The sequence below is a fragment of the Chryseobacterium turcicum genome, from assembly GCF_021010565.1.
In the GTDB taxonomy this organism is placed as follows: domain Bacteria; phylum Bacteroidota; class Bacteroidia; order Flavobacteriales; family Weeksellaceae; genus Chryseobacterium; species Chryseobacterium turcicum.
This window is the reverse complement of sequence record NZ_JAJNAY010000001.1, coordinates 32,559-56,146: the sequence shown is the minus strand read 5'-3', so window position 1 is coordinate 56,146 and position 23,588 is coordinate 32,559. Positions and strand designations below refer to the sequence as shown.

The following is a 23,588-nucleotide window of genomic DNA, read 5'->3' as shown; positions in this document are numbered from 1 at the left end:
CAAAAGAAAATCTGATGAAGCGGTGAATTTCTTATTTTTGATTAAAATCCAAATCACATGATGAAAAAATTAATTATTATTAGCTCCTTATTCTTTTTGCAGATGTTTTTATCTCAAAGTACAAGTCCTATTTATTATGATAGCGATTGGAAGGTGACTACAAAAACAAATGCCTCTTATTATAGATTAATGCCGATGAAAGAATTGGGCGAATTGGTCTTGCTTCAAGATTTTTATATCAACGGAACTCCGCAGTTTGAAGGTTATGTTTTCAAAAATAATGAAAACGCTTATGTCGGAGATATTGTTTGGTACGATAAAGACGGAAATGATGACAATTTCAAACAGTATCGAAACGAAACGAAAAATCCTACCTTATTATATTATCATCAAAACGGAAAAGTCCGAAAAAGTGTTCAATATAAAAATGGCGTAAAAGATGGTGAAACGATTGTTTATGCTGTTGATGGAGTGGTTTTAATGAAAGGGATTTATTCAAAAGGAAAACCTGAGAGCGGAAGTTTTGAAAGAATAAAGAATAATGACGATTATGATTACAACGAGAAAATTCAGGAAGTTTCTTCGTCAGATATAGGAGCTCGTAATGATGGCGAAGATTTAATGACGGTTCCTCCACCGCCTCCAATTCCACAAACCGTAGGAGTTGAATCTCAAACGATGGAACTTTTAGAACCAATAAATGAAGGGGGAAATTCTTCAAAAAAAATAAAAAATAGAAAAACGGTTACCGAAAAAATATTTTGGGAAAATTCTAAACAAATTGCTCAGGAAGCTATTTTTGCAATTGATAGAGGTTATTTTAAATCTATCGAACAGAAAAATTACGAGAAATCGGGAAAATTAATTCAAGCTTTAAACGAAACTCATTTTTCCGAATACGGAAGTGATATTGCAAATGGATTGGATTATGGGTATTATCTCCAGAATAATTTTGCAACAGGAATTAAAGCTATTATAAAATATGTAAATAAACTAAGGTCAGGAAAAAACTTCTCCTATTTCCCAAACGGAAAAATAGCAACAGAAACTTTATATAAAGAAGGTTGGAGAGATGGCGAAGAATTGGTTTATGATGAAAATGGAAAATTGAAAAGCAAAAGAGTTTATAAAAAAGATGAGCCTTTTCTAGGTAATTTTGATACAAATGTTGGCGAGTTTAAGGTCAATTTAAATTATATCAACGGTGTAAAAGAAGGTGAAGCAATTGCTCTCAATGAAGACCAACAAATTATTGCCAAAGGAATTTATAAAAACGGAAAACCTTTTAACGGAACTTTTATCGAGCGACTTAATGACCGTTCTGATGATTATGAATTAATCAACGTTGAAAATTTCAAGAAAATAGGCTTACAAAAAGTATTTGGTTACCGATTGGAAAATTTAGAAAAGACCTATACCATTCAAAATGATAAACTAAATGGAGTGACCACTTTTTACGATGACGGAAAGGTTGTGGGAACTTTAGAGTATAAAAATGACGAACCTTATAATGGAACTTTGGTTAATGATGACAAAGCTTCAGTTTACAAAAATGGAAAAATTACCGAGGAAACTTTTTTTGAAGGCACTTATAGTAAGGATAGAATCCGAAAACAAAAAATCTATGAAAATGGAGTTCTTACAAAAATCAAAGATTTTTCTTTTATAATCTCAGAAAAACCACAAAATTCTTATGAAGGGATTCTTAAAAATGGAAAACCTTATTCTGGGTATTTCGAGACCGAATATAGTCGTGAATTTAAGCAGGTCGATTATTTTGAAAACGGAATTCAGAAATTTCAATATTCTAATGATTATCTGAAAAATATGGATAATTACAGATTTCAGGAATATAATCTCAAAGCAATCTATAAAGACGGGAAAGTATACGACGGTGCGGAATATATATTAAATGAGAAGCAATTCGTTACCCGATATTGGAAAAACGGAGTCTTAAAAAGTTTTGACTGGGATTTGTTTGCGATGCATTATTTTAACAGAATTCATTTCGAACTAAAAAATAACAATATCGAAATCAATGATATGCAGGGTAAGAAATCTGCTATTGTAGCGATTGATATTTCTAAAAACGGATTCAATAAACAGCTTTCTATTGATGGGAAAGTGATTGATGATACAAGAAAAAATTACCTGGAATCGAAATACACTGAAGCAGTCACTCTTTATTATGAAGAAAATAATAAAATTATTTCTAAAAAAGTAAATGTTCAAGACGAGCCAATGGAGCCGAGCGAAGGAGTTGAATTGTTTTATAAAGTATATGCTGTTGTTGCTGAATTTCCAACGGTTCAGGAAGTGTTTAATAATCTTGCAGATAAATTCAAAAGCAATAAATTTATTGAGGAAACCGACGAAAATCTAATTATTACAGGTCTTCAAATCGATTCCACAGGAAAACCTAAAGATGGAATTTTAATCACTCCAACGCAAAATAACACGTACACGCTGCAATTGTATATCGGGAGAAAATTAATGAAAACTGTAGAGAAAGTTAGTTTTGATAAAGTAAAAGAAGAAGTGAGAAAGCTGGAAAGGATAGATTAAAATATTATTTCTAATATGAAGAAAACTTATTCTAAATTACTTTCTAAAATGCATCATAAATACTAATTTTAAAAACTTTAATCAATAAACTAGGTTTTTAGATTAAATAATTCAGTTACTGAAAGAAGATATAATCTACTATTAAATATATTTTTCGTAACTTGAAAGACTTTTTATAAAAAATTTAATATATGACAAATTCTAGAGCAAGAGAAACTACCGAGGCAATTGAAAGACTATACATATCTATGAGACACCTGTTTTATAGAGGTTTTTTCAAGCCAAGCGGAGTTTCTGGAGAAAGCATTAGAAGTTTGTTGAAAACGATCAATCCGGAAATTTACGGTACCATGAGCGTTCCAAGCAAATTGGAGCTAGATGGTTTGATGTATGTTTTAGACAGACTTCCAGAGGGTATTGAAGAGTGTGCTTTCATTCATCTTACCTCAGATGAAGGTTTTGATAAGGGAAGTTTTGAGCCGATTGTTCCTAAAAAGAGAAGAAGAAACTGTTACCGAATCGATGAGCACCAGATGAATATTGAAGTTCTTTTGGGTCGTTCAGAAATCTATGATATTCTTACGCATTTAACGTTCTTATTTATAGAAGCAGATAAAATCAGAAACCTCGCATTTATTCAGCATGAAAACTGGAAGCCGACAAGAGCTTTCAAAATCATCGAAGAAGTGGTAAAAGGTGAGAAAAAATTTAGCAGAAGAGAAAAAGAAGTGGCATTAATTCATCTTTCGTCTTTAATAGGAAGAACGTTTGATGAGACTTTAAATGCTTACAATACTTTCGGTGATGATGAAAATCCGGATAGATTATTCAAAATCATTTACCATTTAGGAAAAGTGAGTCTTGAAGATGCTAAAGAAAGTCGCGAGAGAGAAATTTACTTTAGTGCAATTCTTAAAGAAAGAGTAGGGCACCATTATTTTGGTGAAAAATGGGCCAATAAAGTGAAAGAAGTTTTATTTGAAAATAATCTTCACATGAGACCGCTACACATTATTTCAGCTAACATGCATTCTGTGAAAAATATGCTGTACGGAAATGATGCTTTAAAGAAAAAACATTCCAAAGAGGTAGATTACAAATTGTACGGCGATATTTCAGATAAGAAAGAGCTTCGAGATAAAGTTTCTAAATATGCATTAGAAGAAGGTTTAATTCATATCCACGATAAAAGCGGAAGTAATATCGATGTTCAGATTATCGATTTAAGCAAAGTAGATTTAAAAAATACTCCTTTTAACGATGCTAAATTTACAGGCGATGATGTTATCATGGTTTTCGATTATGCATTTGGTGAACAGGCTTTTGAGGTGATGGATGAATTACTGAGACCTTTTGAGCAAAAAGGTGAAGTCTATATGATGAAGGTGAAATCGGTTTCTATTATGGGGAAAGCTGGAATTTTATCAGGAGGAAAAGGAGACATCATGATTCCTACTTCTCATATTTTTGAAGGAACGGCAGATAACTATCCTTTCGAAAATGCTTTAAAATTAGATGATTTTAAAGATGATGAATTAAAAGCTTTTGAAGGGCCAATGATTACCGTGTTGGGAACTTCGCTTCAAAACAGAGATATTCTACAATATTTTATGAATACTTCTTGGAAGGCAATTGGTCTTGAAATGGAAGGTGCTCATTATCAGAAAGCAATTCAGGTAGCATCAAAAATCAGACATCATATTGCACCAGATTTATTTGTTTGTTATGCATATTATGCTTCAGATAATCCTTTAGAAACGGGGTCTACGCTTTCTTCAGGGGGTTTAGGATTAACAGGGGTAAAACCTACTTATCTGATTACCTTAAGAATTCTTGAAAAAATTCTACAAAGCGGAAAGAAAGAAATTTCAGCTAAAAAATAATTTACGATTATTTAGATATTTAAATCCTTCAAGTTTTAAAGCTTGAAGGATTTTTTATTGGGAATGATTTTCAGCCGTGTCAATGTTCTAAACCTTGACACGGTTTTTATAGTAAAACTCACATTTATTGTAAAAATCTAAGTAATCAGTGGGATAATATTTTAACATTATCGCTATTAAATCATCAAAAGACCTAATAGGTCTTTAAATAACCATATTTGAGCCTCTTTTAAAAATTACTTATCTTTAAAAAAAATAAAAATTTATCAATGAGAAAATCGTTTATCATCCTTTTTGCGTTTGTCATTTCGCAGTTTCAGGCGCAGCAAAACGCCTATTACCAGCAAGCTGCACAATATAAAATGGATATCGACGTCAATGCAGAAAAATTTACCTACAAGGGTAATCAGACTTTAAATTATTCTAACAATTCGCCAGACGAGCTCAATGTTGTTTATTTCCATTTGTATTGGAATGCTTTTAAGCCAAACTCAATGATGGATCAGAGAGTTGCCGGACAGGGAAAAAATGGAGATTCTAGATTGCAGAAAGATGGTATTTCAAGATTGGCATCGATTCCGAAAAATGAAGAAGGCGCACAAAACATTCACTGGATCAAGCAAAATGGAAAAGAACTGAAATATGAAATTCAGGAAACCGTAATGAAGGTTTATTTAAATGAAGCCATCAAGCCTAATTCAAAAACTACATTTACAATGGAGTGGGATGCGGTAATTCCGCAACAAATCAGACGTAGTGGAAGAAACAATAAGGAAGGTGTCGATATGACGATGACGCAATGGTATCCTAAAATTGCAGAATACGATTACGATGGATGGGCAACTTTCGACTATGTGGGAAGAGAATTTCATTCGCCGTTTGCAGATTTTGATGTAACGATAAAAATCAATAAAGATTATGTTCTAGGTGCCGGAGGAACGCTTTTAAATCCAAAAGAAGTAAAAGGTTATGATGCTTCTGCAAAAGTAAAAGCCGATAAAAATATTGCAACCTGGAAATGGACTGCCAAAAATATGTTGGATTTCGCTTGGGCTGCAGATAAAGATTATTCAGTAGAGAGTTTCGATGTTCCTCAAGGTCCGAAAGTGTATTTTGTATATCTGAAGAATGATAAAACTAAAGCTTGGGGAGAAGCGAAACCTTACATTACAAAATATTTCCAGATTATGAATTCTAAATTTGGGAAATATGCCTATCCTTCTTACGCTTTCATACAAGGAGGTGACGGTGGAATGGAATACGGGATGTGTACCATGATTTTGGGCGAAGCAAAAAGTTTGGAAGATTTGATGGGATTGATGGTTCACGAAGGTTCTCACTCTTGGTATCAGCAAATATTGGCGACCAACGAGCCTACAAGACCTTGGATGGATGAAGGTTTTACGAGTTATGCCGAAAGTTTGGTGATGCATGAGCTGTTTCCGCCAAAAGATAACAGACCGAATGCTTTCGTTGAAAAAATTGACGCTTACAGAAAGATTGTTAAAAAAGGAATTGAAGAACCTGCCGTATGGTTGGGTGATCATCACGATAACGGAACAGCGTATAGTTTTGCAACTTATGTGAAAGGTGAATTGTATCTGGTGCAGTTGGGTTACATCGTAGGAGAAGAGAATTTAGCCAAAATTATGATTGAATATTTCAACGAATGGAATATGAAACATCCTACAGATAGAGATTTTCTACACATTGCACAAAAAATTTCGGGGATGGATCTGAAGTGGTTTCACCATTATTGGATCAACACCATCAAAACAATTGACTACGGAATTAAAGATGTACAATATGGAGACAAGTCAACAACGGTAACTTTAGTTAATAACAGCCAAGTTCCTATGCCTATTGACTTCTCTGTAGTTACTTCAGATAATAAATTGATTAATTATCATATTCCGTTGAATATGACGCACACTTGGAAAACCAAAGATGCATTCGGAGAATTTACGACTTTAAAATATTGGCCGTGGACACAGAAAGAATATACTTTGACAATTCCATACAGTAAATCTCAATTGAGCGTGTTAGGAATAGATTTCAGCAAAAGAATGGCTGATGTGAATCCCGAAGACAATTTTGTTGAAGTGAAATAGTTTTTAGTTTAAATAAATAATAATCCCTGAAGAGTTTTCTTTGGGGATTTTGTTTTGATAATGATTTTTTAAGTTGTTTTAAAGTTTAGGTTTTTCGAATGTTTGTATATTGATGAAAATTTAATTGATGAAAAATTTGATATTATTAGGCTTAACGCTTTTATCGATTCAAATTTTCTCACAGCAAATGGAGAGAAAGGATTGTGAAAGATATTTCAAACAGACAGGTTTAAAATATTTAGAATGTATTTATTTGTATGAGAAGTTAGATTCAGAAGATAAGATTTATCAAGTCTATAAATGGTCAGCATTTGGAAGGATGATTTTTACGAATATTGAAAAAAGAAAACCAGGGTATTTTTTAATTTCTCATGAAATTGCCCAGCCCATTTATAATGAAAAAACTGATGAGTTTGATTATCCAATTACCGTATGTCAAAATAGAAAACTTACCAAAAAAGAGTCTGTCGATTTCGAAAATATTATAAATAAATATAAGTTTTGGGAAAAACAAACTTATGAATTGGATCCTGTGTGTAGTGATGGTCATGGGATTGTTTTTCAAGCACTTTGTAATGGTAAATTTAGAAATTATTCTAATGGCAATTGTGCTCCTTCAGATGAATATTTGAATACGATGTATGATGAGATTAAAAAAGTTTTAAAATTGTAATTAATAAAGTAATGATGAAAACCTATACTTATTCTATTTGTCATCCTGACAAAAAAGAAATTGAATATAAAAAAGAAATACTTTCTTCAAAAAATGTTTTAGAAATCGCCCAAAATTATCAATGGATGGAACTGTTGGAATTCTCAGATAGCCTAGGTAAGGAATCGGTTTATTATAACCCATCATTAGATTTTACCTGTGTTCAGGATGGGAAATCTTTTGGTTTAACGTCTGAATATAATAAAGATAAGAAACTCGAATTCTCTTTATGGTACAACAGACCTAAAAATGTGAAAATCTTATTTGGTCTCTTAGGAAGCAAAGATAGAATGGTTCTTGATGACATTTGGTCAATTGATTTTCAGACTGCATTGCAATATCTTGAGTGTTTTGTTAATGGAAATCATGAAAAAATTGAAAATCTTTTTCTTAAATCTTAATTTAGAAATTTGAGAATTATTGATTATTCCCATATTCAGTGATAAATTCTGTAACATTTTTAAACTTTTCTTTACTAATATTTAAAAAGTAAACTATGTTTAAAAGATTTTTAAAGCTGGAGTGGAAGAGTTTTTTTCGGGGATCTTCGGTCGGGCTGAATCTTGCCATGAAGATTTTCAAAGCTATCGGGATTTGTTTCTTCGTTTTATGGCTCGGAATGATGTCTTTCATTGCCTATTATTACGTACAGGAAGAAATGAAGCAGGATTCGCTAAAAGTAATTTCCCGTTTTTTGATTATAGGCTGGTTGGTTGATTTGGTGTTTAAATATATGCTTCAACAGATTCCGACGCAGAATATTAAACCTTTTCTTACTTTGAATATTCCCAAAAAGGTTGTTGTTAATTATACTTTAATTAAAACATTTCTCACGCCGCTGAGTTGGTTTAATTCAATATTCCTCGTAACTTTCTGTGGGATTTTAGCATTCAACGGATATGGTTTTCTTGGGATTTTCACTTGGTTTATAGGGCTTTCATCTTTGTTTTACCTCAATAATTTTCTCAATCTCTTATTTAATGATAAAGAAAACATTGCCATTGGTGTAGGAATCGTTATTGCAGCTTTTTCGGCTTTAAATTATTACGAAATCGTTCCGGTTTTATCCTATTCGGAAAGTGTTTTTTACAGCTTTTATGAAAAACCGTATTTTGCACTGATTCCTGTTTTGTTGTTTATTATTCTTTGGAAAATTACTTTCAACTACATCCGAAAAAGTTTTTATCTCGATGAAGGTCTGGAAGGGAAAAAAGAAATTGGGAAAACAGAAAATATCGCCTTCCTTAATAAATACGGAGCTATTGGAACTTTTATCAATAACGACATCAAGATGCTGAAGCGTAATAAAGTCACTAAAGGTGTTCTTATCGGAAGTTTTATGTTTCTGTTTTATGGTTTGCTGATGTTTGCCAATGATATGTACAGTGGTCCTGCATGGATGATGTTTATGGGGCTTTTTGTAACGGGAGGGTTTCAGTTTACTTTCGGACAGAGGGTTCCAGCTTTCGACAGTGCTTATTATCCTTTGATGATGACCCAAAATGTTCCTTACAAAGAATATCTCAAAGCGAAATGGTGGTTGATGAATATTGTAACGGCTATTTCTATCGTTCTGGCTTTGTTTTATGCGTATTTCGGATGGAATATTTATTTCGCCTTTTTCGCAGCCGGATTATACAATATTGGTGTTAATTCTCAGTTAACGCTCTTGTCGGGAGCTTATAATAAAAATCTTATTGACCTTAATTCAAAAGAAAAAAGAATCGGACAAAAAAATACAATCACTTTTAAGGCATTTATTTTAATGGTTCCTAAAATGCTTTTACCAATGGCTGTTTTTTATGCGATGAATTATTTTTACGGGATTTCTGCAGCGGTCATTTCTATCGGAATCTTAGGTCTTATTGGTTTTATTTTCCGTGAAAGAATCTTTGACATCATCATTAAAAAATATAAAACCGAAAAATACAGCACTCTGGAAGCTTTTAAAAAAGATTGATTTTAAAAGAGCCAAGGTAAAAGTAAAAAGAACCAAGTGAAAAACATTAATTAAATATAGAACTTGGTCGACCTCGAAGAGGTCAAACAAAAATAGCCGTGGGTGAAACCCATGGAAATTAAATTATCGTCCAACATAGCATTTGCCACCCAATATCAAACACCCAACAACATGATTACAATACAAAATTTAAAGAAAACATACGGTACTGCAACCGTTCTTAACATAGAAAATTTAGAAATTACCAAAGGCGAAACGTTCGGTTTGGTAGGAAACAACGGTGCCGGAAAAACAACCCTTTTCAGCTTAATGCTCGATTTGATACAGCCAACAACAGGCTTTGTAAGCGTTGAAGGAATTAAAGTCAACGAATCTGAGGCGTGGAAAAATAAAGTTTCTGCATTTATAGACGAAACTTTTCTGATTGGATATCTTACTCCCGAAGAATATTTCTATTTTATTGGCGAGCTAAGAGGGCAGAATAAAGCTTCGGTAGATGAATTCTTGAAGCAGTTTCATGATTTATTTAATGGTGAAATTATAAACTCCGGAAAATACGTTCGTGACCTTTCAAAAGGAAATCAGAAGAAAGTAGGGATTATCGGGGCGTTAATCGGGAAACCGGATATTATTATTCTCGATGAGCCGTTTGCTAATCTTGACCCTTCAACGCAAATTAAATTAAAGAATATGATCCGTGATTTTGCCAAAGAAAACGGAGTGACATTCTTGATTTCGAGTCACGATCTTGCACATACTACAGAAGTTTGTAACAGAATTGTTGTTGTCAATAAAGGAGTCGTGGTACAGGATATCCAAACAAACCCTGAGACTTTGCATATTCTTGAAAAATATTTTGCCGATCAGGTGAGCTCAGGAAAACAGGAGGTTATTTCTGAGGAAATTTCAATTTAATAAATATCAGACATCACAGGTTTTTAAAATCTGTGATATTTTTTTTAGTTCATTTTCAGTAGGTTATGATAATTTAAATAAAAAAATAAAATTTTCTGTAACCATTTTAAATTTTCACTGTCTTTACTATAGAAACAGAATAAACCATGAAGCTTTTGTTTAATAATAAAAAAGATGATTTCCTGAGCCGCCTCAAAAGGGAGGATCCGGCTGCGCAAAAAATCTTTTATGATCAGAGTATAAAGAAATTTCTGAGTGTAGCCAAAAGCTACGTCAGCGATTTGTATCAGGCAGAAGATTGTGTGATTAAAGCATTTTGTAAGATTTTTAAACATATCGAAAGCTTTCGTGGTGAAGGGAACTTTGAAGGATGGGCGAGAAAAATTGTGGTCAACGAATGTCTTAATTTTATTAAAAGCCGCAAAACAGTTTTTTATCTAGACGATGTTCACGCTTCTGTTTTGGAAGATTTGCATGAGGAGGCGATAGATTTTGATTTTAATGCTCAGGAACTTTTAGATCAGCTTCCGGATGCGTACAGAATGGTTTTCAACCTTTATGTGATTGAAGAATATTCGCATCAGGAAATTGCAGATACACTGAATATTTCTTTAGCAGTAAGCAAAACGCAACTCTTCAGAGCAAAAGAAAAATTGAGAAAGATTTACTTTCAACAACAAAAAAAACTGAAAAATGAACACGTCTAAAAATAATCTAGAATATCAAATCAAAAAGCAAATCGATGAGCGAGAAGTAAGTCCTTCTAGAGATTTGTGGTCAGAAATTCAGGCTCAAACCGAAAATACTCGTTCAAAAAAATCTAACCTCAACTGGGTTTTGCTTGCCGCATGTTTTGTTTTGGTATTTGGCTTGGGAGCAGTTTTGTTTTTTAATAATGAAACGGAACCAAAAGTACAGGTTGCAGAAACGGTTAAAGCCCCTTCTTTGAAAGAAGAAAACTCAATAAAGCCTGAAACCATCAATTCACAGGAAATAATCATCAAAGAAACTCAAGGAAAATTGACTCAGATGAATAATATTTCTTCAGAAGTAAAAGGAGAAAATGCAATTACAATAAAGCATAATCTTCCATTAATTAAAGAAAATCCTTCCGTAATTGCTTCTCAGATAACGCTTAATCAGGCAACGAAAATCATTGCGAAATCCGACTCTGTACAAATTCAGAAGAAAAAAAGATATGTCGACCCTTCAACGCTTCTTTTCTCGGTAGAACATAAGGATGTTATCGATAAATCGAAGGAAGGAAGTAATGTTGCGACCATCGATCTCAATACAAAATAATCCAATTTAAAAACTAAAAAAAATTAATAATATGATTAAGAAATTTATCATCACAGGAATGTTGTGCCTTGTTGTAACCTCTATCAACGCACAAAGAAAAACATTAAGTTTAAATCTTCAGCCAAAAGAAGATACTACGGTAAGCCCGATTGTAAAGGAAAAAGTAGAAGAGTATGCTGCGAAAATCAATACCATTATTCAGGAAGAAAAGAAACTGATGGAAAGTGAGTTGTTGGTTCTTCAGGCTAAAAATTTAGACAAAACAGAATTCGATAAGCAAAAAGCTCAGGTTGCAGATACTTATTCTGAAAAAATAGATCAAAGAATCGAAGCTTTAGGATTTGATCTGGATACTGTAATTCAGAAACAGGTAAGATATTCTCTTTTGAATTCTGATGTCGCTTCTAATGAAGAATTGAAACAGAAATTGATGAAGAAGTTTCGTGCGACAAAAGATTTTTCAGGATACTTTTCTTACGGAATTATGACGTTGACGAATGACAAACCAGATAACGATTTAGATAAAAATTTAGGATACGCTAATAATCTTGAATTTGGACTAAAGTTTAATTATCAGTTTAGCAGAACGAGTCCATGGGGATTTATTTCGGGGTTAGGGTTCTCTTGGAGAACAGTTCGTGCTGACAATAATATGGTTTTCGCAAAACAAAATGGAGACGTTTCATTGGCTAAATTTGAAGGAAGTCTGGATAAAAGCAAATTGAGAACAGGATATCTAATGGTTCCAATTGGTTTCCAGTATAATTTTTCTAAATTGAAAAACGCAGGAATGGATATTCAATACAGACCATATTCTGACGGTTTCAGAGTGGGAGCTAACGTTTATGGCGGAATTAAAATGTCAACCAATAATATCGTGAAAGGAGATGACCAAAATACCAGGGATCGATCAAACTATCAGGTAAATCCTTTTGTTTACGGAGCTCAGTTTACACTGTCTTACGATAATGTGAGTGTGTTTGTTAAAAAAGATTTCAGTAATTTCTTCAAAGGTTCTTACTTTGAAAATGATAAAGCTTTGGTCTTTGGGGTAGCTTTGGGATGGTAATTTAATTTTTAATAATGAAAAAGTTTTTAGGACTGATTTTTATTTTCTGTTTAGCTGTAAACAGTAATGCACAAAAATTAAAGACATCGCAGGATAGTACAAAAGTATTTTATGATAAGATTTTTAAATCTTTAGAGATTGCTTATTTGTACAAAAAAGATTTCGACTGGAAAAAATTGAAGGCAGAAACATTTCAAAACCTTGAAAAGACAAAAGATTTTAAAAACTCTTTATCTGAGGTGAAAGTTTTGCTTGATAAAATTGGAGCAGATCATTCTAATGTAATTTACAAGGGAGAAAGCTATGGTTCTAAAGTAAACATTTCTTGGGAGAATTTCAGCGACCAGTGGATGAAAAAGTTTAAAGCTAAGCCTGAATTCGAAGCAAAAATCTTAGATGGAAAATATGGTTATATATTAATGCCAAGTATTCCAACCGATGATTTTAGTCCTGAAAATATACGTAAAATAGCTCAGCCTTTGTATGATAGAATTGCCGAACTAAAAACTAAAAATAAACCTGAAGGATGGATTGTAGACCTTCGTTTTAATACCGGTGGAAATGCTACACCCATGTTATTGGCTTTATATGATTTGTTAGGAGATAATTTGCTGTGGGGAACGCTTGATGGAAATAAAAAATGGGTCAATTCTACCAAATTAAATAAAGGTGTTTATGATCAGGGCGAAAGAAAGTCGTCTTCTATAAAACCAACCGGAGAACTTATGGATAAAGCCAATGTGGCAGTAATTTTAGGTGGGCTGACAGCAAGCTCGGGAGAGGTAACCGCTTTGGCATTTAAAGGAAGACCCAATACTATTTTTATTGGCGAAAACACTTTAGGTAAAACAACGTCTAATATGGTGGTCAATCTTCCCTTTGATGCCATTATGCCCCTCAGTACTGGCTTCGATTGTGATAGAAATGGAAACTATTACAAGCAAATTACTCCAGATGTTGCGATTTCAAAACAGGATAATTTCGATGATTTGCTACAAGACAAAAACATTCAGGAAGCAATACAGTTTTTAACCAACAATAAAACATGATAAAATAACAGACATTTCAATTTGGTATAATAATTGATTAATTAAATTAACATTCACATTAACAAACAAGATGCTCCGGATATTTTTCTTCGGAGTGTCTTGTTTTTATAGGGTTTAAGGCTTATTCAGGAATTCAATTTTAACCTTGCGAAATATGATTTTTCAGTTTGCCCAATATTCACTAGAGACAGAATAACCACTTTTTTTGAAGGCTTTTAAAAGTTTTATTTTAAATTTTTCATTATCTTTTTTCCTGTAGAAAAATGGGAAGAAAAAATAGAGGATAGTAATATATTCAAAAACCAAGGTATTTTTATTTTTCTATATGAAATGGTTCGGTAATGATTACTTTTCTGTCAGACGATTTTTTTTCTATTGCCATTTCTTCTTTCAGTTCAGCATTCAGAATTCTTACAATTTTTTGTTGCTGAGCCTATGAAAAAAAACAAAAGCCCGTAAGAAAAATTACGAGCAATTGTTTGTTAAATATTTTTGTTGGAAAATTCATTCTGAGTTCTTGCAATATTTAATCACCTATTTTAAAGTTTTAAAATACGAAATTTAAATCATCAACAAGCAACTCCTTATTTCATGCTTCCCACCATGTCTTCAGGTTTCACCCACTCATCAAACTGTTCGGAAGTTACAAACCCAAGATTGATAGCTTCTTCTTTTAGTGTCGTTCCGTTTTTGTGAGCTGTTTTTGCAATTTTTGCGGCATTTTCATAACCGATATGAGTGTTCAAAGCAGTGACGAGCATCAAAGATTTATCAACTAATTCTTTAATTCTTTCATGATTTGGCTCAATTCCAACAGCGCAATGGTCATTAAATGAAATACATGCATCAGCAATTAATTGTGCAGACTGCAAGAAATTAAATGCCATTACTGGTTTGAAAACATTCAGCTCATAATTTCCCTGAGTTCCTGCGAAAGAAATCGTAGTATCATTTCCTAAAACTTGTGCACAAACCATTGTTAATGCTTCGTTTTGGGTAGGATTTACTTTTCCAGGCATAATTGAAGAACCGGGCTCATTTTCCGGAATATGAATTTCTCCAATTCCCGAACGAGGCCCAGAAGCCATTAGTCTTATATCTTGCGCAATTTTATATAAAGAAACTGCCAGTTGTTTTAATGCGCCATGAGATTCTACAATAGCATCATGAGCTGCCAAAGCTTCAAATTTATTTTCAGCAGTTACAAAAGGAAGATTAGTGAATTTTGCAATGTATTCAGCTACTTTTACATCATATCCTTTTGGAGTATTTAAGCCTGTACCTACTGCTGTTCCTCCCAAAGCAAGCTCAGAAAGATGAGGTAAGGTGTTTTTTAAAGCTTTAATGCCATAATTCAATTGAGCAACATATCCTGAAAATTCTTGTCCTAAAGTGAGTGGAGTAGCGTCCATTAAATGCGTTCTTCCGATTTTTACGATGTCTTTAAAAGCAACGGCCTTCTCGTTCAACGTATTTTTTAGTTTCTCAACTGCGGGAATGGTTACCTCAACCACTTTTTTGTAAGCTGCAATGTGCATTGCGGTAGGATAGGTGTCGTTGGATGATTGAGATTTATTCACATCATCATTAGGATGGACTTCTGATTTATCGCCTAAAGTTCCGCCATTATTTACATGAGCTCTGTTTGATACGACTTCATTCACGTTCATATTCGATTGTGTTCCGGAGCCTGTTTGCCAAATAACCAAAGGAAATTGGTCATTTAGTTTTCCTTCTAAGATTTCATCGCAAACTTTAGCAATCATATCTCTTTTTGAAGCAGGAAGAACTCCCAAATCGGTGTTGGTAAATGCTGCCGCCTTTTTTAAATAAGCAAACGCTTCGATAATTTCGTGGGGCATAGAACTTTCTGGTCCGATTTTGAAATTATTTCTTGAGCGCTCTGTCTGTGCGCCCCAAAATTTGTCTGCAGGAACCTGCACTTCACCCATGGTGTCTTTTTCTATTCTGTAATTCATTGTGATTGAAATTTTTGCTTAGTTTAAAATTAAACCACAAAAGGCAAAAAATTAACACTTTAGTTATTTATAAGCTTCAATTGTTTGAAAATAGAAGTTCACTTAAGATGAAAATCAAAGATTTTGCTTAATTTTTGAGCATTAGCAAACCTCGAAGAGATTTCAAAAACTAATGTGTTCTTGTAAAGCATTATTTATTAAACTAAAAAATAACTAATGTGTTAAAAAAACTTTTGTGGTTTGAAAGTTTTTATAAAGTTAAACAATGCTTAAAAACCTCGCAATTTATAATCATTATAAATACAAGCATAAGTCGCTGATTTTGCTCATGCTTTTTTTCGTAAGCCGTATTTTTGCACAGAAATAGAAAGTATAATGGATTTTAAATATCAAGATCCGTATCCAATTTTGAAAGACGATACGGTGTACAAAAAGTTGACCTCAGACTACGTGAAGGTTGAAAAGCATGGTGAAAGAGAAGTTTTAACAATCGATCCTAAAGGATTGGAGTTGTTGGCTGAAGAAGCGATGGCAGATGTTTCTTTCATGCTTCGTTCTTCACATTTAGAAAGTTTAAAAAGAATTATTGACGATCCTGAAGCAACTGATAACGACAGATTCGTTGCTTATAATTTATTACAAAACGCTGCTGTTGCGGTAGAAGGGGCTTTACCTTCTTGCCAAGATACAGGAACTGCGATTGTAATGGGTAAAAAAGGGGAAAATGTTTACACCGGAGTTGAAGATGGAGAATATTTAAGCAAAGGAATTTACAATACGTATCAAAAAAGAAACCTAAGATATTCTCAGGTGGTTCCTTTAACGATGTTTGATGAGAAAAATTCGGGTTCTAATCTTCCGGCACAAATTGATATTTATGCTAAAAAAGGAAATTATTACGAGTTTTTATTCTTAACAAAAGGAGGAGGTTCTGCTAACAAAACATTCTTGTATCAAAAAACAAAATCTTTATTGAACGAAAAATCTCTTGAAGCTTTTGTGAAAGAGAGAATTTCAGATTTAGGAACTGCTGCTTGTCCGCCTTATCACTTGGCGTTGGTCATCGGTGGAACTTCTGCGGAAGCAAATTTAGCTGCAGTAAAAAAAGCTTCTGCTAAATATTACGACAATCTTCCGACTGAAGGAAATGAAGCAGGACAGGCTTTCAGAGATTTGGAATGGGAAGCTAAAGTTCAGAAAATTTGCCAGGAAAGTGCAATCGGAGCTCAGTTTGGAGGGAAATATTTAACACACGACGTTAGAGTAATCAGATTACCTCGTCACGCAGCTTCTTGTCCTGTTGGAATGGGAGTTTCTTGTTCGGCAGATAGAAATATCAAAGGTAAAATTACCAAAGAAGGTATTTTCTTGGAGCAACTAGAAGAAGATCCTAAAAGATTTTTACCTGCAACGCCACCACATTTGGAAGAAGCTGTTGAGATTAATTTGAATAAGCCAATGCCTGAGATTTTGGCTGAGCTTTCAAAATATCCAATCAAAACACGATTAAAACTAAACGGGACTTTAATTGTTGCAAGAGATATTGCTCACGCAAAAATCAAAGAATTATTGGATGCGGGACAGCCAATGCCTGAATATTTTAAAAATCACCCAATTTATTACGCAGGACCAGCAAAAACACCGGAAGGAATGGCTTCAGGAAGTTTCGGGCCTACAACGGCGGGAAGAATGGATGTTTATGTTGACGAATTCCAAAGCCATGGCGGAAGCATGGTGATGTTGGCAAAAGGAAACAGAACGGCAGATGTGACCAATGCTTGTAACAAATACGGAGGTTTCTACATCGGTTCGATTGGTGGGCCTGCTGCAATTTTGGCAAAAGATAATATTTTGTCTGTTGAGGTCGTAGATTTCCCAGAATTAGGAATGGAAGCGGTAAGAAAAATTGAAGTAAAAGATTTCCCGGCATTTATCATTACCGATGATAAAGGAAATGATTTCTTTGCCAATCTTGCTCATTAAAGTATAAAAACGATGAATAGATGATAGATAAATAGATCATAGAGAAGCATCTATCATCTATTCATCTATTATCTAAGCGTCTGAATTTAGTTTAAAATAAAAATAAATAATAAAAATAGGTTGTATATCTTTTGGAACAAAAGAAAAAAGTCCTATTTTTGCTTAAAATTTAAGAAAAATGATGTTATCAGCATTTTGGCCGTTTTACCAATTCCTTTGGACAATCTATTTTATTTGTATGTTTCTTGTAGGATTCTGGTGTATCTTAATGTTTTTCGGTTTTATTATTCCTTTGTGGTTAACTGAAGGTTTGAAAGAATACTTTGGGAAAGTGAAACCTTTTGATCCAGAAGAGATCAGAAGTAAATTGCTTAGTGAGCAAGAAGGTGTTGAAGTAATCTTCAGCCAGCCTAAAGGTCACGGTCCTTTCATCCACGATAGCCACGGGCACAATCACGGACATCATTAATTGATTGTCATTGCTTTCTCACATGAATTCTGAGAAAGTAATATCAAAGCAAAACAACATATACAAAACCACTAATTTATTTTAGTGGTTTTATTTTTTTTACCCTAATCTGAGCTTTTCAGGAGAGACTCCAAACTTTTTCTTAAAAGCACGGGTGAAGTTCTGTACGTATTCATAGCCGCATTCTATGGCAATTTCTTTAATCATGATTTGTTTGTTGATAATCATTTTTTTAGCTTTCAGCATTCTGAGTTCTGAAATATAATCTACTATTGTGGTTTGATAATGTTCTTTAAACTCCTTTCTCAGCTTATTTTGATTAATGCCTATTATTTTAGATATTTCTTCTATTTTCAGATTCTTATGATAGTTTTCATCTAAAAATTTCTTGATGGTTTCTGGAGTTTTAGATAAATCTTCTTCAATATCTTTTTCATTAAACTGCTCAAAAATCAGGATTAAAAGCTTGATAATTTTGGCTTCAATAAAGAGTTTCTGCATCACTCCTTTTTTAGAATATCCTGAAATCTCCTTTAAAATCATGTGCATTTCTACCGTCATATTGGGTGGAGTCTGTTTATGAAGGAAAATAAAGTTATTGTTCTTCATATTGTCCAGAATTTCTGCACTTTCTGAATTAGACTGAGGGTCAATTAAATCAAAAACATATTGATAATTGACCTGTATCTGAAGGTATTTTAAAACTTCCTGATTTTCTGTCCACAATTCAGCTCTATTTTCTGCGGAAGAATAATGGAGGATGTATTGATTTTTGTTGAATTTAAATTGAGTTCCACAATCTGAAGCTCTCAAATTAATGTTCGGGCTCAATAAAAACAACATATTAAAACTAGATTCTCCTTCAATAAACTGCGATTTTAAATAGTTTCCCATTGTCGCATCTTCATTAAAAACCACTTTAATGTCCTCAGATTGAAATAGTAAGCCTCTTTTCGTCTGTTTCATTGTGCGAAGTGTTTTTGTTTCCATAATAGTTTAAGAGAAGCCTACATCCGATAAGTGAAAATTTGAAAATGATAACTAGGGATTCAGGATGTAAACTACTTTTGTGCAAAATTAGATTAAATTTAGAATAAATAAAAATAATATCTATTATGTTTAAAAATTTATATACTTTGGTCACAAAAGTCAGCTTAAGTGCTTTTGTGCTATCGATTGCAGGAAGCAATTTTATAAATGCCCAGCAGTGGCAAAATGTAGGCAATACATCAATACTATCTGCTAGCGGAAGTGGATTTAATGATTTTGTAATAGATAATGCAGGAAATTATTATGTTTCTTACTACGATCTTTCTGTTGATAAAGGTTCGGTACAAAAACTCAACGGAGCTTCATGGTCTTATCTAGGAGGTTCGGCTGGAGTTACTGATGATTATGCTAATCACAATTCTTTATCCGTGGCACCCGATGGGAGTGTTTATCACTTAAGTAAAGGTGATAATATGGATGTCAATAAATTCTCTTCGGCTGCGTGGTCTTCTTTGGCTTCTATTCCTACGAGTGGTTTTGCAGGATATCCATCTTCAGCGGTTTCAGCAGATAATATTTTATATACGTATGTTCAGGGTACCGTAAGACGTTTTGTAAATGGTGCATGGCAACAAATAGGAGCTAATGTGGTTTCTGGGGTAGTATACCATGGGAAAATTAAACTTGGAACTAATGGTAAAGTCTATGTTTGCCAGATTTCCAATGGGGTGGTAAGTGTTTATGAAAATACATTGACGGCTTCATCTACTGCAACTTGGACATTGGTGGGAGGTGCTTCTTTGGGAAGTGCTTTTACTGAAAGTGTTTATGCTACCTTAGATTTTACAATAGGGACTGATAATAGTTTGTATGTGGTGTATGGTAAAACATTAAATAATCCAAATAATCCTAACAGCTTACTCAGAAAAATTAATGTAAAGAAATTTGATGGTACTAGTTGGACGCAATTAGGAGACGAAAATTTTGGTGTAGGTGAAAGCAATCTAGATTTTTCAATAGCTGTTACTTCACAAGGAAAACCGTTTGTTGCTGCAAGCAGTTGGTATGAAAATGAAGGTAAAAATACGGTGTATGAAATCAATTCAACAACTAATACATGGAGTCCATTTGGAGGAAATTATGTATCTGACGGTGCTACACACTATAATGATTTAGAATTTGATGCAAACACCAATAGTTTGGTTTTAGCTTATTCTCTAGATGATTATTTTTCTCAAGGAATTACTGAAGGAACTGTTGTGAAAAAGTTTACTTTACAGGTACAGCCTTCATGCAATAATACAGACCCAGGAAACAATTCTGGAGATTTAGGCTGTGTAACATTTAATTACAGAGGGCAATCGGTTACATACACAACCGTAAGAGGAACAGATGGTAAAATCTGGCTTCAGCAAAACCTTGGAAGCACGAAGATAGCAGAATCACTTACAGATTCTGATGCTTATGGAGACCTTTTCCAGTGGGGAAGATGGGATGATGGTCATCAGCTTAGAAACTCTACATTATCTGCAACGGCTCCTTCATCTAATAATCCAGCTGGCTTAAATGGTGGAAATGCAACATTCTATTCTGCAGGTTATAATTCCTCATCAAACTTTTGGTCAGGAGGAACTGATTCTGATACCTGGACTGCAGAAAACGCTTCAGCTGCAACAGCTACAAAAGGAGCAGACCCTTGTAAAGCAATTGGTTTAGACTGGAGACTTCCAACGGTTGGAGAAATTGATGCTGCGATGGCTGCTGAAAATATTTCGGAATATAATTCGGCACTTTCAAGCCATTTAAAATTAATTCCAGCAGGAATGAAAGATTATAATGGTATTTACTCTCCAGGAACAAGACTTTATCTTTGGTCGTCATCTGCATCACCATATACTGGTTCTGGCCAGCATTTGTATATCAGTGGATTCTCAACTTTATCAAACAGTGCTAGTAGAGATGCAGGAATGTCTGTAAGATGTATAAAAGAGGTTGCTACAGGCTTAGGAACTACAGAGATTAAAAAAATCAGCGTAGGAGTTTATCCTAATCCTACGAATGGTATTTTAAATATTAAAACAGATTCTGAAATCAATACTGTAAGCGTAACCAATGTTGTGGGACAAAGATTAAATATTAAGTATTCTAATCATCAAATTAATATGCAAGACTTACCAAGCGGAGTCTATATTGTAGAAATGACACTAAAAAACGGGCAAAAAATTTCTAAGAAAGTCATTAAAAACTAACATTCATTTTAATATTTTATTTGTGTTTAGGCGACAATTTCATCGTGAAACTGTCGCCTAATGCTTTTATATTCAGATCAATGACAAGCATCATGTTTCATATGATAACAAAAAAATTGGAAATGATAACTCTTTGGTTGTTTTCAAGACTAATTTTGCCGAAAATTCTAGAATAATTTAGAATAAATAAAAATAGAATTATTTATGTTTAAAAATTTACAATCAAAAGCGAAGCAAATTGGAGCCGGAATCGGTATCCTTTCGATAGCAGTAAGCACATTAAATGCTCAACAATGGGTAGATGTGGGTTCTACAGGAAGCATTTCTGCAGGAACAAGCAGTTATAATAATCTTGCCATTGATGCGCAGGGAAATTATTATGTTTCTTACTATGATGTTTCTGTTCAGAAAGGTTCTGTACAAAAGTTTAACGGAATATCATGGTCATATGTGGGTGGTAGTGCAGGAATTACGACTTCTACAGCGACTTACAATTCTCTTTCTTTAGATACTTCAGGAAATGTATATTATACCAATCAATGGGGGTATCCAAACGCAGGGATGGAAGTAAGAAAGTTTGACGGTACTTCTTGGAGTTTGTTACCACTAGCTTTTACCGATACTACAAATTATCAGGCATCTGCTATAGCACCCAATAATACTCCTTATGTTTACGGATCTGTGGGATCTGGAACTGTAAAAAGATTGGTAAACGGAGCTTGGGAACAAGTTGGTCCTACAAATATTGCTGGAGGAAATCCTACACACGCAGAAATGGTAATGGGCACAAACGGAAAAGTATATGTTTGCCACATTGCATCTGGAGTGAAAGTTTTTGAAAATAGCTTAACGGCTTCTGCAACTGACGCGTGGACTTTAGTGGGCGGAGCTTCAGTGGGGAGAGCATTTACAGAGGGGGCAAACGCAACTTCAGATATTGCAATAGGCTCAGACAATACGTTGTATGTTGTTTACTCTTCTACATCGGCTAATAACAGAAGGCTGAATGTGAAAAAATTTAACGGAACCACTTGGGAACAGATTGGCAATGCCGATTTTGGAATTTCAAATGATTTGTATAATGTTTCTATTGCGGTAACTCCTTCAGGTAAACTTTACACTGTAGCAAGCGGATGGTCTGTAAACGGGGGTAAAAATACCGTTTATGAATTTGATGCTACTACAAATACATGGGCTAATTTTGGTGGAGATTTTGTTTCAGATGGTACTGCGTTATATAATGATTTACAGTATGATGCTGTAAATAACACATTGGTTCTTACCTATTCTCAGAGCGGAGTAAGAGTAAAGAAAATTCAGTTACCCAATACAACTCCAGCTTGTAACAATGCTGACCCAGGAACCAATCCCGGAGATACAGGTTGTGTAACTTTTAATTATCAAGGTCACCAGGTCACCTATACAACCGTAAGAGGTGCAGACGGTAAAGTTTGGCTTCAGCAAAATTTAGGAAGTAGACAAGTAGCGACTTCTATGGCAGATGTCGAGTCTTACGGAGATCTTTTCCAGTGGGGAAGATGGGATGATGGTCACCAAAACAGAAATTCATCAATGGCTAATGTTCCTTCACCAAATACTCCTATGGGTTTGAATAGCTCAGGTTCGTTCATTCTTGGATCATGGTGGGGCGGAAATGATCTTAGTGATCAATGGACAGCGACTCCTAATTCTTTTAGCTCAACCAACGGGGCAGACCCTTGTAAAGCAGTAGGACAGGATTGGAAGATGCCATCGCAGGCAGACTGGACTGCTACTAAAAACGCAGAAGGAATAAATAATCCTGCAACTGCATACGCCAGTAAGCTTAAACTTCCAGCCGGAGGTAACCGATCTTTTATAGATGGTGCTTTTGAATTTACGGGGCAAAGAGGTTATTTCTGGAGCTCTACGACAACCGGAATAGGAGCTAAATACTTTTATGTAGGTACTACTATTGGAAATCCTTCAGCTGGTAGCTCAAGAGGGCAAGGTCAATCTGTAAGATGTATAAAAGATGTTACTACAGGTTTAGGAACTTCAGATATTAGAAAAATTGCTGTAGGAATCTATCCAAACCCAACTAATGGAATTTTAAATATTAAAACAGATTCTGATATTGATAAAGTAAATGTTACCAATATTGTAGGGCAAAAAATGAATATTCAGTTTTCAAATAATACAATCAATATGCAAGAACTTCAGAAAGGAGTTTATATTGTTGAATTACAATTGAAAAACGGACAAATAATTTCTAAAAAAGTGATTAAAAATTAATGCTTTTTAGGATTTATATCGTTTCAAAGAAAAGGCTTAGATTGTACAATCTAAGCCTTTTTTTTACGCCAACATTTA

The 23,588-nt window shown here is 33.9% G+C and carries 17 protein-coding genes; 15 read left to right on the top strand and 2 right to left on the bottom strand.

The genetic code is table 11. From position 1 onward, the window contains the following. The first annotated feature begins 57 nt into the window (after window positions 1–57). The 11 genes from LO744_RS00275 (at window position 58) to LO744_RS00225 (ending at window position 13,566) form a co-directional block, all read left to right on the top strand. Window positions 58–2,565: a toxin-antitoxin system YwqK family antitoxin gene (locus tag LO744_RS00275; RefSeq protein ID WP_230666235.1), complete on the top strand. Its 2,508-nt coding sequence runs from the start codon at window positions 58–60 to the stop codon at window positions 2,563–2,565. A 191-nt stretch (window positions 2,566–2,756) separates the two neighbouring features. Then, window positions 2,757–4,448 (top strand): DUF6909 family protein, encoded by a 1,692-nt coding sequence (locus LO744_RS00270; RefSeq protein ID WP_230666233.1) that lies wholly within the window; start codon window positions 2,757–2,759, stop codon window positions 4,446–4,448. Between the two features lie 269 nt (window positions 4,449–4,717). Then, window positions 4,718–6,559, top strand: coding sequence for a M1 family metallopeptidase (locus LO744_RS00265; RefSeq protein WP_230666231.1), 1,842 nt, complete (start codon window positions 4,718–4,720; stop codon window positions 6,557–6,559). Window positions 6,560–6,686: 127 nt separating this feature from the next. Then, window positions 6,687–7,232 (top strand): hypothetical protein, encoded by a 546-nt coding sequence (locus tag LO744_RS00260; protein WP_230666229.1) that lies wholly within the window; start codon window positions 6,687–6,689, stop codon window positions 7,230–7,232. 14 nt (window positions 7,233–7,246) lie between these two features. Next, window positions 7,247–7,672 carry a hypothetical protein gene (locus LO744_RS00255; RefSeq protein ID WP_230666227.1) on the top strand — a complete coding sequence of 142 codons (426 nt, stop codon included), beginning with the start codon at window positions 7,247–7,249 and terminating at the stop codon, window positions 7,670–7,672. A 95-nt stretch (window positions 7,673–7,767) separates the two neighbouring features. Beyond that, window positions 7,768–9,231, top strand: a complete 1,464-nt coding sequence (locus LO744_RS00250) for a DUF5687 family protein (RefSeq protein WP_230666225.1) — start codon at window positions 7,768–7,770, stop codon at window positions 9,229–9,231. A 171-nt stretch (window positions 9,232–9,402) separates the two neighbouring features. Beyond that, entirely contained in the window at window positions 9,403–10,146 is a 744-nt protein-coding gene (locus tag LO744_RS00245) for an ABC transporter ATP-binding protein (RefSeq protein WP_230666223.1), read from the top strand. 146 nt (window positions 10,147–10,292) lie between these two features. Further along, window positions 10,293–10,853 carry an RNA polymerase sigma factor gene (locus LO744_RS00240; RefSeq protein ID WP_230666221.1) on the top strand — a complete coding sequence of 187 codons (561 nt, stop codon included), beginning with the start codon at window positions 10,293–10,295 and terminating at the stop codon, window positions 10,851–10,853. After that, window positions 10,840–11,448: a hypothetical protein gene (locus LO744_RS00235; protein WP_230666219.1), complete on the top strand. Its 609-nt coding sequence runs from the start codon at window positions 10,840–10,842 to the stop codon at window positions 11,446–11,448. The genes LO744_RS00240 and LO744_RS00235 overlap by 14 nt, the downstream gene beginning before the upstream one ends. Window positions 11,449–11,479: 31 nt before the next feature. Further along, window positions 11,480–12,517, top strand: coding sequence for a porin family protein (locus LO744_RS00230; protein WP_230666217.1), 1,038 nt, complete (start codon window positions 11,480–11,482; stop codon window positions 12,515–12,517). Window positions 12,518–12,531: 14 nt separating this feature from the next. Then, window positions 12,532–13,566, top strand: coding sequence for a S41 family peptidase (locus LO744_RS00225; protein WP_230666215.1), 1,035 nt, complete (start codon window positions 12,532–12,534; stop codon window positions 13,564–13,566). 584 nt (window positions 13,567–14,150) lie between these two features. Here LO744_RS00225 and fumC read toward each other — a convergent pair. After that, entirely contained in the window at window positions 14,151–15,545 is a 1,395-nt protein-coding gene (gene fumC, locus LO744_RS00220; RefSeq protein ID WP_230666213.1) for a class II fumarate hydratase, read from the bottom strand. A gap of 375 nt (window positions 15,546–15,920) precedes the next feature. On the opposite strand from fumC, the gene LO744_RS00215 reads away from it, so the two are divergent. Beyond that, on the top strand, window positions 15,921–17,528 hold the full coding sequence (locus LO744_RS00215) for a fumarate hydratase (protein WP_230666211.1): 1,608 nt from the start codon (window positions 15,921–15,923) through the stop codon (window positions 17,526–17,528). A 178-nt stretch (window positions 17,529–17,706) separates the two neighbouring features. Continuing rightward, window positions 17,707–17,997 carry a hypothetical protein gene (locus LO744_RS00210; RefSeq protein WP_230666209.1) on the top strand — a complete coding sequence of 97 codons (291 nt, stop codon included), beginning with the start codon at window positions 17,707–17,709 and terminating at the stop codon, window positions 17,995–17,997. A gap of 99 nt (window positions 17,998–18,096) precedes the next feature. On the opposite strand, the gene LO744_RS00205 is transcribed toward LO744_RS00210, so the two are convergent. Next, the gene (locus tag LO744_RS00205; protein ID WP_230666207.1) at window positions 18,097–18,963 is read right to left on the bottom strand and encodes a helix-turn-helix domain-containing protein; all 867 of its coding nucleotides are present in this window, start codon (window positions 18,961–18,963) and stop codon (window positions 18,097–18,099) included. A 149-nt stretch (window positions 18,964–19,112) separates the two neighbouring features. Here LO744_RS00205 and LO744_RS00200 point away from each other — a divergent pair, with 149 nt between their 5' ends. Both LO744_RS00200 and LO744_RS00195 read left to right on the top strand, forming a co-directional pair. Then, window positions 19,113–21,236 (top strand): T9SS type A sorting domain-containing protein, encoded by a 2,124-nt coding sequence (locus tag LO744_RS00200; RefSeq protein WP_230666205.1) that lies wholly within the window; start codon window positions 19,113–19,115, stop codon window positions 21,234–21,236. A gap of 204 nt (window positions 21,237–21,440) precedes the next feature. Next, window positions 21,441–23,510: a T9SS type A sorting domain-containing protein gene (locus LO744_RS00195; RefSeq protein WP_230666203.1), complete on the top strand. Its 2,070-nt coding sequence runs from the start codon at window positions 21,441–21,443 to the stop codon at window positions 23,508–23,510. Window positions 23,511–23,588 lie beyond the last annotated feature (78 nt).

What these genes read in the sequence shown, in the direction of transcription:
- LO744_RS00195 (WP_230666203.1), top strand. Translation starts at nt 21,441, where the DNA reads ATGTTTAAAAATTTACAATCAAAAGCGAAGCAAATTGGAGCCGGAATC.
- LO744_RS00275 (WP_230666235.1), top strand. Translation starts at nt 58, where the DNA reads ATGATGAAAAAATTAATTATTATTAGCTCCTTATTCTTTTTGCAGATG.
- LO744_RS00245 (WP_230666223.1), top strand. Translation starts at nt 9,403, where the DNA reads ATGATTACAATACAAAATTTAAAGAAAACATACGGTACTGCAACCGTT.
- LO744_RS00240 (WP_230666221.1), top strand. Translation starts at nt 10,293, where the DNA reads ATGAAGCTTTTGTTTAATAATAAAAAAGATGATTTCCTGAGCCGCCTC.
- LO744_RS00260 (WP_230666229.1), top strand. Translation starts at nt 6,687, where the DNA reads ATGAAAAATTTGATATTATTAGGCTTAACGCTTTTATCGATTCAAATT.
- LO744_RS00205 (WP_230666207.1), bottom strand. Translation starts at nt 18,963, where the DNA reads ATGAAACAGACGAAAAGAGGCTTACTATTTCAATCTGAGGACATTAAA.
- LO744_RS00255 (WP_230666227.1), top strand. Translation starts at nt 7,247, where the DNA reads ATGAAAACCTATACTTATTCTATTTGTCATCCTGACAAAAAAGAAATT.
- LO744_RS00225 (WP_230666215.1), top strand. Translation starts at nt 12,532, where the DNA reads ATGAAAAAGTTTTTAGGACTGATTTTTATTTTCTGTTTAGCTGTAAAC.
- fumC (WP_230666213.1), bottom strand. Translation starts at nt 15,545, where the DNA reads ATGAATTACAGAATAGAAAAAGACACCATGGGTGAAGTGCAGGTTCCT.
- LO744_RS00210 (WP_230666209.1), top strand. Translation starts at nt 17,707, where the DNA reads ATGATGTTATCAGCATTTTGGCCGTTTTACCAATTCCTTTGGACAATC.
- LO744_RS00270 (WP_230666233.1), top strand. Translation starts at nt 2,757, where the DNA reads ATGACAAATTCTAGAGCAAGAGAAACTACCGAGGCAATTGAAAGACTA.
- LO744_RS00230 (WP_230666217.1), top strand. Translation starts at nt 11,480, where the DNA reads ATGATTAAGAAATTTATCATCACAGGAATGTTGTGCCTTGTTGTAACC.
- LO744_RS00265 (WP_230666231.1), top strand. Translation starts at nt 4,718, where the DNA reads ATGAGAAAATCGTTTATCATCCTTTTTGCGTTTGTCATTTCGCAGTTT.
- LO744_RS00200 (WP_230666205.1), top strand. Translation starts at nt 19,113, where the DNA reads ATGTTTAAAAATTTATATACTTTGGTCACAAAAGTCAGCTTAAGTGCT.
- LO744_RS00235 (WP_230666219.1), top strand. Translation starts at nt 10,840, where the DNA reads ATGAACACGTCTAAAAATAATCTAGAATATCAAATCAAAAAGCAAATC.
- LO744_RS00215 (WP_230666211.1), top strand. Translation starts at nt 15,921, where the DNA reads ATGGATTTTAAATATCAAGATCCGTATCCAATTTTGAAAGACGATACG.
- LO744_RS00250 (WP_230666225.1), top strand. Translation starts at nt 7,768, where the DNA reads ATGTTTAAAAGATTTTTAAAGCTGGAGTGGAAGAGTTTTTTTCGGGGA.